Source organism: Pseudomonas sp. W5-36, from assembly GCF_046540455.1.
In the GTDB taxonomy this organism is placed as follows: domain Bacteria; phylum Pseudomonadota; class Gammaproteobacteria; order Pseudomonadales; family Pseudomonadaceae; genus Aquipseudomonas; species Aquipseudomonas graminis_B.
The window spans coordinates 1-11,853 of the sequence record NZ_JAXCIQ010000030.1 but is presented as its reverse complement, the minus strand read 5'-3'; the positions used below and the strand labels follow the sequence as shown (position 1 = coordinate 11,853).

The following is an 11,853-nucleotide window of genomic DNA, read 5'->3' as shown; positions in this document are numbered from 1 at the left end:
CGCAGGCCCCGATCCGTTCGGTGATTAACGGGCGGACGACAGCGGCGGCGTGCGCGGTGGAATCTGGCGCTTGCTGCCGATGGATTCGAATGCCGAAGCGAAGCGCAGCAGGGCGGAATCGTCGTAGGCCCGGCCGGCGAAGGTCAGGCCCACGGGCATACCAATGTCGGCCATCAGGCCCATCGGCACGGTGACGGTGGGCACGCCGAGGTGGCGGATCGCGAGGTTGCCGTTGGCGACCCAGACCCCGTTGCTCCATGCGATGTCGGCCGAGGCCGGATTGACATCGGCATCGGCTGGCGCGACATCGGCCACGGTCGGAAACAGCACCGCATCCAGCCCGAGCTTCTGCATCCAGTCTTCGAGGTCAATGCGCCGGGTGTGTTCCAGTCCGCGCAGGCCGTCGGCCAGTGTGTCGATCTGCTCCCACGGCGTGATGCCGCGCTCGGCCATCTTCACGTATTCGTCCATGCCGGCGGCGAGATCGCCCTCGCGGTTGGGCAGGGTGCCAGGGTCATGGGGGAAGATCAGCGGGCCGTTGACGTCGGCCAGGCGGTTCAGCTTCGGGTCGCCGTTGGCTTGCAGGAAATCATCGAAGGCCCAGGCAGTGAGGTCCCACAGTTCGTGGTGCAGAAATGCCTTCGAGACGATGCCGCGGTTGTAGACCGTCGGCGCGCCGGGACGATCGCCTTCGCAATTGGAGACCAGCGGGAAGTCCACCTCGATCACTTCAGCGCCCTGGGCTTCGAGTGCCTGGCGCGCCTGTTTCCAGAGGTCGATCACCGACGCGCGGGTGATGATGCGCTGGCCGGTGGGGCCGCCGATGCCTGGTGCTTCGGACGTTCCGGCTTCGGGGTCGGCATTGATGTACATGCGCGGCACGCCGAAGCGTTTGCCGGCCAGGGTTTGCGGGCTGGCGGCGAGCTCGGCGTAGGACGCCGGGCGCACGGTGTCGACAGAGGGAATCGGCACCCACGGCTGCAAGCGCCACAGGTCGCCGCGGGTGTCCGGGTCTTCGGCGACCACCACGTCCAGTACTTCAAGCAGGTCGGCCATGGTTCGGGCGAAGGGCACGACCACGTCCATGGTCGGCGTCAGGGGCCAGTTGCCGCGTACCGAAATCACCCCGCGCGACGGCGTGTAGGCGCACAAACCGTTGTTCGACGCAGGGCCACGGCCGCTCGACCAGGTTTCTTCGGCGAGCCCGAACGCGGCGAAACTCGCCGCCGTTGCAGTGCCGGCGCCGTTGGACGATCCGGATGCAAACGGTGCCGTCAGGAAGCCCGCGTTGTAGGGGCTTTCGGCGCGGCCATACACGCCACGCTGCATGCCGCCATTGGCCATCGGCGGCATGTTGGTCTTGCCCAGACAAATCGCGCCAGCGCCACGCAGTCGCTCGATGGTGAAGGCGTCGCGGTGGGCGACCAGTTCGGCAAACGCCGGGCTGCCCGACGCGGCCGTGAGGCCTTTAACCAGATAACTGTCTTTGGCGGTGTAGGGAATACCGTCGAGAGGCCCGAGGGTTTCGCCTCGCGCGCGACGGTCGTCGGACGCCTGCGCCTCGTCGAGGGCCTGGGGATTGCGCACGACCACGGCATTGAGCGCGGTGGCGGTGTCGGCGCCGTCGTAGGCATCGATTCTGGCGAGGTAGGCCTGGACCAGTTCGACGGCAGTGGTCTGGCCGGCTTCAAGGGCCGCGCGAAGTTGCGCGATGGAGACTTCGGTGACTTCGATCATGGCTGCTCCGACCGTGAGAGGGCCAAGCGGCGGGCAAGGGGACTGTCGAGCAGGCTTTCGAGCAGAGAGCAGGGGCGTCTCAGAAGAAGAGTGGGCATATCGCTTCCCGTTGCGCGGCAGGGCCGGGCTGGTTTGAAACCGATTGAGGCGTGGCTGTGCAACGCAGGCTCAAGTCGGCAGGCGTATTCGTGAGACGCACATTATGCCTACGCCATGTGTTTGTCGCGAGGCTTGCGCTGGGGCGCTTCACCCGGGCCTTGCAGGAAGTTCGGCGGTCGCCGGACACGCGCTATGGCGAAAGGCTTACACGTCATCGGGCAATGTCTCCCTGTACACCGAACCGCGACAAGCGCAATCTAAACACATCAACGGAGGCGCTGGATGTGCTTCTCAGGTCATGGATGATCCGCCATTTGCCGGGACGGCTGCTGACAGGATGTTGGAATGGTGTTGATAGAAAAGAACCCGCTCAGGCGGGTTTTTTATTGCCCTGGATAAAGTGGGCGGCGCTCTCAAGGCAAATTGCGCGGGGCGCCTGGGCCGACTTCTGTGGTTAACTCCTGCGCATCATTTTCGTGGCAGGCCTTGCAATGACTCCCCATCACGGCGCGCACCGGCAAGTCATCGGCATGTGGTTGATGGCGGGCGTGGCGCTGACGTTCGCCAGTCATGACGCGATTTCCAAGACGCTGATCTATTCCCTGCCGGTGATCTTCGTCGCGTGGGCCCGCTACCTCGTTCACTCAACCCTGGTGACCACCGTGCTGCTGCGCAACGGCGGCGCTAAAGTCTTCCACACCCGACGGCCCTGGCTGCACCTGCTGCGGGCGGTGGTGTTGCTCGCCGACAGCCTGTCTTTCCTGTTTGGCCTGACCCACGTGCCGATTGCCGAATCCACGGCGCTGGTGTTCCTCGCACCGGCATTCGTCACGATCCTGTCGCCGCTGATCTTCGGCATCAAGGCGGATCGCTGGCAGTGGGGTTCGGTGGTGCTTGGCTTCATTGGCGTGCTGGTGATCATCAACCCGGCCAGCGATGCCTTCTCCCTGTGGATGCTGTTCCCCCTGGCCACCGCGCTGTTCTTCGCGCTGTATCAACTGCTCACGCAACTGGCGGGGGAGACGGACAGCCCGTCGGTGTGCAGCTTTTACGTCGGCGTTTTTTGCACCCTGATCCTCAGCGCGATTGTGCCATTCTACTGGGCCGATCCCGATTGGCTGCAGTTGGGCTTGCTGCTCGTGCTCGGCGGTCTGGGTTTGTGCGCCCACTTTCTGATGGCCAAGTCCTATCGCTATGCGTCCTCGTCGGTGCTTGCACCGCTGGGTTACCTGCAAATCATCTTCGCAGTGGCTTACGGGATTCTGCTGTTCGGCAACTACCCGGGCACCGCCTCGATGTTTGGCATCGGGCTGGTCTTCCTCAGCGGCCTGATGGTGTACGCCAGACGCCAACCCGTGGCGCCTGCGAGCCAGCTCTGATCAGGTATTAAGAGGGCGTCAGGCGTTTTCATTGCCGGGACGGGTGAAGGAAAAGCGGTGGATATCGACCCGCAGCTGCCAGCCCTGATTCGCCCAATAGGTTGCCGCCGCCGGGTTGGTCTTGAGCACGTCGATGTGGCATTTGTGAATGCCTTCCGCCTCCAGGCTGACCAGGCAGCGCTCGACCAGTGTCTGCCCGATTCCCTGCCGCCGATACTCAGGCAGCACCAGCAAATGCTGCAAATACCCGCGCCGACCGTCATGCCCCGACATGACACAGCCGCAGATGCGCGAATCTTCCTCTGCGACGAAGCTCAATCCGGGGTTGCGCAGCAGATACCGCTCGGTGGACTCGCGGGAGTCGGCGTCACGCAGGGAAATCCCCGGCGTGTCGCGCATCAGTTGGGTGACGGCGTCGTAATCGTCCAGGGTCATGGGGCGGATGATGGGCATGGCTGGCGCCTGAAGTGGAGAGAGGGCAGGGAGCGTAGCAGCGCGATTGGTGGGGTGTCATGTCAGCCGCAGGGTGACGCGGAGCGTCACAGGATGCATTCCCACGCGGAGCACGGGAACGATCGGACATCTTGTGACGCTCATCCCGGCCTCTTCCCGGCTGAAGCCGGTCCCACTAACAGCAGCGGGTGCATTCAGTGAAAGCGGTGGAGACCCCCGACCGTAGGACCGGCTTTAGCCGGGAAGCTTTTGATCTGCTCTTGATCTTGATCTTCCTACACAACCAGCCCAGACACCGTCAATCGCGACTTGGGTGCAGGCCGAACGCAGACGACGGGGAGTGGGCCGAGCCGCATGGATGCCGCGAGCGCGCCGCCAGGACATGGATGTCCGTTCGGCGCGGGCCCACGGAGCGTCGTCGGAGTGAGGGAACCCGACGAAGTCGGGCCAAACCGAGAGCAGGCACTTTTGGTTATTTTTAGTGCTTTTTAAAAGTAACTCGCCGAAGGCGAAACGATCTGCCGTTAGGCAGATGCTCTTGATCTTGACGTAAGTGCGGACTCATCTGATCTGTATTTATAAGCCGTACCTGAATCTGTACTGAAACAGCGTCAGCCCTCAAAATCACTCCAACCCCGGCCGACCGATCGAGCCCGACCGGACGCTATCACCCGGCTCGAATCCTCTGTACCCCCAGCTCACATTGGAGACTCTATGGCCAAGCTCGCCATCTTCCTGTTCGGCTTTCTCGCCCTGACCCTTATGATCGGTGCCCTGGCAACCATCTCGCCCACCTGATTGAGCCGCTGGATCTGCCCACACCCGATCCTCCCCGCTGCACCCCACCCTAACGGCAGACCGACCTCTGCCGTTTTTGCGTACCCACCAAAAACGCACTACGCCGCCATTCATCCGCCAACCCCCATTCCCTCCCTTGACGGCCATTTGCAACGGGACAATACTCAGCGCAGATTCATATAGATGACTAAATAACTACAACAGCGAAGCGCCTCCATGAACCGACTCTCCAGCGATGTCCGCTTGCCGCTTTACCAACGCCTGCGCGACCAGCTCGCCGAGCAGATCGCCAACAACCGCTGGCGGCCGGGCGAGGCCATTCCCACCGAAGCTGCGCTGTCCAGCGAGTACTGCCTGTCCACCGGCACCGTGCGCAAAGCCATCGACATGCTGGTCAACGAAAACATCCTCGAGCGCCAACAGGGCCGGGGCACCTTCATTCGCCGGCCACAGTTCCAGTCCTCGCTGTTCCGGTTCTTCCGCTTTCAAAACGTTTCCGGCGAACGCCAGGTGCCCGAAAGCCGCATCCTCTCCATCGAAGCCGTCACCGCGCCCTCGGCCGTTTCCCAGGCCCTCGGTCTGCCGCTGGATGCGCCGGTGATTCGCCTGATCCGCCTGCGGCTGCTCGACGCTCAGCCCGTGCTCGCCGAAGAAATCTGGCTGCCCCAGGTGCAATTTCAGACCCTGCTGGAAATCGACCTCAGCCGCCAGGGCCCGCTGCTCTATCCAATCTACGAAGAGCAATGCGGCCAGGTGGTGGCCTACGCCGAAGAAACCCTGACCGCCGAAGCCATCAACGAGACCCACGCCCGTTTGCTGCAGGTGCCGGTCAACAGCCCGGTGGTGGTGATCGAGCGTCTGGCGCGCAACTACGCCGGCGAGCCGCTGGAATGGCGCCGTTCACGTGGCCATGCCAGCCACTTCCGCTACAGCGTCGACATCCGCTGACCCGCGCCGTCGAGCGCCAACAGCTGCACCCGAGCCCGTCACGCAGAACGGGCACCACAACACCTGCCGCTCCACCCTCATAAGGACAAAAACCATGTTCAACTGGTATCGCCACGTCACCCCTCGGGAGCGCAAAACGTTCTGGGCCTGCTTCGGCGGGTGGTCGCTGGACGCCCTGGAAGTCCAGATGTTCGGCCTGGCGATCCCGGCGCTGATCGCCGCCTTCGCGTTGACCAAGGGTGACGCCGGGCTGATCAGTGGCGTGACGCTGATCACCTCGGCCCTCGGCGGCTGGGTCGGTGGCACGCTGTCCGACCGCTACGGCCGGGTGCGCACGCTGCAGTGGATGATCCTCTGGTTCTCGTTCTTCACCTTTCTGTCGGCGTTCGTGACCGGCTTCAGCTCGCTGCTGATCGTCAAGGCGCTGCAGGGCTTCGGCATCGGTGGCGAGTGGGCCGCAGGCGCCGTATTGATGGCCGAGACCATCAACCCGAAATACCGCGGCAAGGTCATGGGCACCGTGCAGAGCGCCTGGGCGGTGGGCTGGGGCCTGGCCGTCGGCGTGTTTACCCTGATCTATTCTTTTGTGCCTCAGGACATGGCCTGGCGGGTGATGTTTCTGGTCGGCCTGCTGCCGTCGCTGCTGATCATCTGGGTGCGGCGCAACGTCGAGGAGCCGGACAGCTTCCAGCGCCTGCAGAAAGAAAACGCCATTCCGCAGAGTTTCTTCACGTCACTGGCCGGCATCTTCCGCCCGGAACTGATCCGCGTGACGCTGCTGGGCGGATTGCTCGGCCTCGGCGCCCACGGCGGATACCACGCGGTGATGACCTGGCTGCCGACGTTCCTGAAAACCGAACGCAACCTCTCGGTGCTCAACTCCGGCGGCTACCTGGCGGTGATCATCGTGGCGTTCTGGTGCGGCTGCATCGCCAGCGGCTTTCTCATCGACCGCATCGGCCGTCGTCTGAACATCGTGCTGTTCGCCCTGTGCTGCGTGATCACCGTGCAGTGCTACGTATTCCTCCCGCTGACCAACACGCAGATGCTGTTCCTGGGTTTCCCGCTGGGCTTCTTTGCCGCCGGCATCCCGGCCAGCCTCGGCGCGCTGTTCAACGAGCTTTATCCGGCTGACGTGCGCGGGGCAGGGGTGGGCTTCTGCTACAACTTCGGCCGCGTGCTGTCGTCGGTCTTCCCGTTTCTGGTGGGCCACATGAGCGAATCGATGTCGCTGGGTTCGGCCATCGGCATCGACGCCGGGATCGCCTATGGCGTCGCCGTGATTGCCGCGTTGTGCCTGCCGGAAACCCGCGGTCGCAGCCTGGAAGCCAGCCCCATGGCCAGCGCCGCCGCTGAGACACGCAGCGAAACCGCCCGCGCCTGAGTTTTCCTTCCGCGCGCCGCCTGTTGCGTCGCGCACCTTTTGACAGATGAGATCCATGTCCGACCTTTTTTCCGCGCTTCCTCCGTCCATCCTTGGTATCGACGGTCACGCACACATATTCAGCAGGAAGCTGGACCTGGCATCGGCACGACGCTATTCACCCGACTACGACGCCACGCTGGCGATGTACCGACATCAACTTGATCAGCACGGCCTCAGCCATGGCGTGCTGGTGCAACCGAGTTTTCTCGGCACCGATAACCGCTACTTGCTCGACGCCCTTCAGCAGGCGCCGGGTCAACTGCGCGGTGTGGTGGTGGTCGAGCGTGACATCAGCCGCGCCGCGTTGGACGAGATGGATAGGCTGGGCGTCGTCGGCGTGCGTCTGAACCTGATGGGCAAGGCGCTGCCGGACTTTTCCGAGCCGCAGTGGCAGGTGTTTTTCGGGCACATCGCAGCCTTCGGCTGGCACGTTGAAGTGCACCGCCACGTCGCCGATATGCCGGCGCTGCTGGCCGGGCTGATGCCCTTCGGGATGAAGATCGTGATCGACCACTTCGGCCGGCCAGATGCCCGACTGGGCCTCGAACAGCCCGGCTTTCGCCAGATGCTGGAGCTGGGCCGCAGCGGTCAACTGTGGATGAAGGTGTCGGGCATTTACCGTCTGGAAGGCAGCGCACAAGAAAACCTCGATTTCGCCCGTGCCGCGCTGCCGTTATTGATCGATGCGTTCGGCAAGCAGCGTCTGGTCTGGGGCAGTGACTGGCCGCACACTCAGCATGAACACGCGGTGAGCTATGGCTCGGTGGTCGAGCAGTTGCAGGCCCTGGGCTGCACCGCGCAATTGATGCGCTCGCTGCTGATCGAGGCACCCCGGGTGCTGTTTGATTTCGCGCTGATCCAAGCCTGATCCAGAGAAATCAGGCGGTATATCAACGTGATCAAGGCCGGCTGATGTGCGGCCGGTCGGGATCGTCCCCCGGGCTGTGGATACTGATCCGTCTCGCCTTGGCCCCTTGGGGTTCGACGCGCAGCAGGAAGACGATCAGCAAACCATTCTTGAACGTCGCACCCTGTACCTCGATGTGATCGGCCAGATGGAAGACCAGCCGGAACGGGCCGTGGGCGATGCCTTGATGCAGGTAGGTCACGCCGCCGTCGGTGTGCGCCTCACCCCCGCAAACCGTGAGGACGTTTCTTTCCAGGGTCAGGTCAAGGTCGGCAGCGGCGAGCCCGGCCGTGGCAATCACGATCCGGTAATGATCGGTGCCGTATCGTTCGACGTTGTGCGGGGGGCCGCTGGCGTTGATCTCGCTATGCAGCGCAGATTCGAAAAAATCATTGAAGCGATCAAAGCCCACTGATTGCCGGAACAGCGGGGCCAGTGAAGCGGTGGTGGCCATGCCAAAATCTCCTGGATGTTGCCACGGTGATCAAAACGCCGGTCGACGCCGGCTCTGCACCTGATGCTGCAATCTGCACGTGATGCTCTACGTACAGTTAGGCCCAAGCGCCGGAAAATACAAGCATCCGGGTTAAATACTCCGCTAACAGAATCACTCTATGGTCGCCAAAACATTTGCCTATTAGACGATTGGCCCGAGTCGGCTAGTCTTGTGCGAGTGTTAGCGTTAGCCGTCTCGTAGATGGCCGAAAAGTAAAAAGTAAACAAGAAGGTGATTAGACCATGTCGACTGAATCGAAATGCCCGTTCAACCACGCAGCCGGAGGCGGGACGACGAACCGTGACTGGTGGCCGAACCAGCTGAATCTCAAGATTCTTCATCAGCACTCCTCCTTGACTGACCCGATGGGCGAGGGCTTCGACTACGCCAAAGCATTCAAGAGCCTCGATTTTGCCGCGGTCAAACGCGACCTCCTTGAGGTCATGACGCAATCCCAGGACTGGTGGCCTGCCGACTTCGGGCATTACGGTCCACTGTTCGTTCGCATGGCCTGGCACAGTGCCGGGACCTATCGCACCGGTGACGGCCGTGGTGGTGCAGGGGCCGGGCAGCAGCGGTTTGCGCCGCTCAACAGCTGGCCGGACAACGTCAACCTCGACAAGGCACGCCGCCTGATCTGGCCAGTGAAGCAAAAATACGGCAGCAAGATTTCCTGGGCCGACCTGATCGTGCTGACCGGTAACGTGGCGCTGGAATCCATGGGCTTCAAGACCTTCGGTTATTCCGGCGGGCGCGCCGATGTCTGGGAACCGGACGAGGACGTGTATTGGGGCGCCGAAACCACCTGGCTCGGCGGTGAAGACCGTTACGGCGCGCACAAAGACATGCAACAGCCGGGCGAGGGCACGCTGGTTGCCGAGCCGGAGCATCACAGCGAAGAACAGACCCGCACCGCCAACGGTGAGCGCAATCTCGAAAACCCGCTGGCGGCCGTGCAGATGGGCCTGATCTACGTGAACCCTGAAGGCCCGGAAGGCGTGCCGGACCCTGCCGCATCGGCGCGGGATATTCGCGAGACCTTCGGCCGCATGGCCATGAACGATGAGGAAACCGTTGCCTTGATCGCGGGTGGCCACGCCTTCGGCAAGACCCACGGTGCCGGGCCGGCGGACAACGTCGGGGCAGAGCCGGAAGCCGCAGGCCTTGAAGAACAGGGCCTGGGCTGGCGTAACAGTTTCGGCTCCGGCAAGGCCGGCGACACCATCACCAGTGGTCTGGAAGTGACCTGGACCTCGACCCCGACCCGCTGGAGCAACGAATACCTGGAAAACCTGTTTGGCTTCGAGTGGGAGCTGACCAAGAGTCCGGCCGGCGCCCATCAGTGGCGGCCGAAGAATGGCGAGGGTGCGGGCAGGATTCCTCATGCCCATGACCCGTCCAAGCGCCAGGAACCGCGCATGCTGACGTCCGACCTGGCCCTGCGCGTGGACCCTGCCTACGAGCTGATCTCCCGTCGCTTCCTGGAAAACCCCGACCAGTTGGCCGACGCGTTCGCCCGCGCCTGGTTCAAGTTGACCCACCGTGACATGGGGCCACTGGCCCGTTACCTCGGCCCGGAAATGCCAGGCGAAGAATTGCTCTGGCAGGACCCGATTCCCGAGGTCAACCACCCGCTGGTGGACGCCAGCGACATTGCCGCACTGAAGGAAAAAATCATCGCGTCCGGGCTGTCGGTTTCGCAACTGGTCGGCACTGCCTGGGCGGCGGCGTCCACCTTCCGTGGCTCCGACAAACGTGGTGGCGCCAACGGCGGCCGTCTGCGTCTTGCCCCGCAGAAAGACTGGGCGGTCAACCAGCCGGCCAATCTGGCGGTCGTGCTGGAAGCACTGGAGCGTGTCCGCGATGAGTTCAACAGCGCCCAGTCCAGCGGCAAGCAGATTTCGCTGGCTGATCTGATTGTTCTCGGCGGCAGCGTCGGTATCGAACAGGCGGCGAAAAATGCCGGTCATCACGTCACCGTGCCGTTCACCCCGGGGCGTGCGGATGCTTCGCAAGAGCAGACAGACGTCGAGTCCTTTGGCTTCCTCGAGCCCATCGCCGATGGTTTCCGCAATTACCTCAAGGGCCATTACCGCGTTTCGGCGGAAAAACTGCTGGTGGACAAGGCCCAATTGCTGAACCTGACGGCACCGCAGATGACCGTCCTGCTCGGCGGCCTGCGCGTGCTGGACATCAATGCCGGCCACAGCCAGCACGGTGTCCTGACCGAAAGGCCAGGTGTCCTCACCAACGACTTCTTCAAGCATCTGTTGGACATGGGGGTGGAGTGGAAGGGCGTGTCGGGCGGCGACCAGCTGTTCGAAGCCCGCGACCGCAACACCGGCGCCGTCAAATGGACCGGCACCCGCGTCGACCTGGTGTTCAGTTCACACGCCCAGTTGCGGGCCGTGGCTGAGGTGTACGCCAGTGAGGACGGGCAACAGAAGTTCGTCGAGGACTTCGTCGCTGCGTGGACCAAAGTGATGGAGCTGGACCGCTTTGATCTTGCCTGAGGTGCGTGCTTCATAGCCCTCGACCTGTAAGACCCAACGCCTCCCTTGTGGAGGCGTTGTTGTTTGCGCGGCCGGGTGCATCCGCGTTGGATGAACAGGACATAGCGTGAAATACACCCTCACAGGCATGGCTCATGAAGCGGCTACCGTGGTTTGTGCATCCACAGTCGAGGTAGTCAGCATGGTCACGAAAGCGCGTTCGCACAGCTTGCGCATAGGGCGGTATTCCGAAATGGGGAGGATCTATCTGGTTACCTCCCGGCTTGACCGTATGAGAGATGATTTTAGTGATTGGCGGGTGGGTCGGCTGCTCGTAAAGGAAATGAGAGAGGTGCACGAGTGCGGATTTGCAAAAACGCTGGCGTGGGTTGTGATGCCTGACCATTTTCACTGGTTAGTGAAGCTTCATCATGGCTCGCTTGCGGGCATTGTTCAGCGAGTCAAGTCGAAGACCGCCATTGCGGTGAACAGGGTCACCGGCAATCAGGGGCGACTGTGGCAGCCTGGATATCACGATGCAGCCGCACGCCATGAGGATGATCTGATTCACTTCGCCCGCTATATCGTGGCCAATCCTCTCCGGGCAGGGTTAGTCAGCCGGGTCGGAGATTATCCACTATGGGACTCCATTGGGTTGCCAGGTTCAGGGGTGGAGTTCGGAGAGTCCGGGAGTGAGTTTCTTAAGCTTTTATTAGGAATCAACAATGATCTGCCTGAGTCATTGCCCATCAATGAGTCTTCGTGAACAAGGTGGGCCGCCACCGCGGTCACTCCCACAGGTCCCCCGAACTGGCCGAAATATCGAGCCGAACCACCATCCCGTGGGAGTCGAGCTTGCTCGCGAAGACTTACTTTCAGTCACCAGAAAAGTGGCTGAATGCCCCGGCCCCTTCGTGAGTAAGCTCACTCCCACAAGTCCCCCGAACTGGCCGAAATATCGAGCCGAACCACCATCCCGTGGGAGTCGAGCTTGCTCGCGAATACTTACTTTCAGTCACCAGAAAAGTGGCTGAATGCCCCGGCCCCTTCGTGAGCAAGCTCACTCCCACAGGTCCCCCGAACTGGCCGAAATATCGAGCCGAACCACCATCCCGTGG

General features: G+C 62.5%; 8 protein-coding genes and 1 pseudogene. 6 read left to right on the top strand and 3 right to left on the bottom strand.

Annotation, left to right across the window (positions count from 1 at the left end; translation table 11 throughout):
* Positions 1 to 24 precede the first annotated feature (24 nt).
* Entirely contained in the window at positions 25 to 1,737 is a 1,713-nt protein-coding gene (locus tag SLW74_RS26810; protein WP_410930646.1) for an amidase, read from the bottom strand.
* A 590-nt stretch (positions 1,738 to 2,327) separates the two neighbouring features.
* Here SLW74_RS26810 and SLW74_RS26805 point away from each other — a divergent pair.
* Positions 2,328 to 3,215 carry a DMT family transporter gene (locus tag SLW74_RS26805; RefSeq protein WP_410930645.1) on the top strand — a complete coding sequence of 296 codons (888 nt, stop codon included), beginning with the start codon at positions 2,328 to 2,330 and terminating at the stop codon, positions 3,213 to 3,215.
* 18 nt (positions 3,216 to 3,233) lie between these two features.
* Here the strand turns inward: SLW74_RS26805 and SLW74_RS26800 are convergent, their stop codons facing one another.
* Entirely contained in the window at positions 3,234 to 3,668 is a 435-nt protein-coding gene (locus tag SLW74_RS26800) for a GNAT family N-acetyltransferase (protein ID WP_410930644.1), read from the bottom strand.
* 1,014 nt (positions 3,669 to 4,682) lie between these two features.
* On the opposite strand from SLW74_RS26800, the gene SLW74_RS26795 reads away from it, so the two are divergent.
* Genes SLW74_RS26795 through SLW74_RS26785 form a run of 3 tightly spaced genes read left to right on the top strand, consistent with a single transcriptional unit; the run spans position 4,683 to position 7,708 of the window.
* A complete protein-coding gene (locus SLW74_RS26795) occupies positions 4,683 to 5,414 on the top strand; it encodes a GntR family transcriptional regulator (protein WP_410930643.1) in 732 nt (243 codons plus the stop codon).
* Positions 5,377 to 6,798 (top strand): MFS transporter, encoded by a 1,422-nt coding sequence (locus SLW74_RS26790; protein ID WP_410930642.1) that lies wholly within the window; start codon positions 5,377 to 5,379, stop codon positions 6,796 to 6,798. The genes SLW74_RS26795 and SLW74_RS26790 overlap by 38 nt, the downstream gene beginning before the upstream one ends.
* Before the next feature lie 55 nt (positions 6,799 to 6,853).
* Positions 6,854 to 7,708 (top strand): amidohydrolase family protein, encoded by an 855-nt coding sequence (locus tag SLW74_RS26785; RefSeq protein ID WP_410930641.1) that lies wholly within the window; start codon positions 6,854 to 6,856, stop codon positions 7,706 to 7,708.
* Between the two features lie 31 nt (positions 7,709 to 7,739).
* Here the strand turns inward: SLW74_RS26785 and SLW74_RS26780 are convergent, their stop codons facing one another.
* The gene (locus SLW74_RS26780; protein WP_065988612.1) at positions 7,740 to 8,201 is read right to left on the bottom strand and encodes an Hsp20 family protein; all 462 of its coding nucleotides are present in this window, start codon (positions 8,199 to 8,201) and stop codon (positions 7,740 to 7,742) included.
* A 284-nt stretch (positions 8,202 to 8,485) separates the two neighbouring features.
* Between SLW74_RS26780 and katG the strand changes: the two genes are divergently transcribed.
* Together katG and SLW74_RS26770 are read left to right on the top strand one after the other, a co-directional pair.
* Entirely contained in the window at positions 8,486 to 10,756 is a 2,271-nt protein-coding gene (gene katG, locus SLW74_RS26775; protein ID WP_192130153.1) for a catalase/peroxidase HPI, read from the top strand.
* 181 nt (positions 10,757 to 10,937) lie between these two features.
* A pseudogene (locus SLW74_RS26770) lies at positions 10,938 to 11,393 on the top strand (REP-associated tyrosine transposase); the annotation flags it as partial.
* Between the last annotated feature and the right edge of the window lie 460 nt (positions 11,394 to 11,853).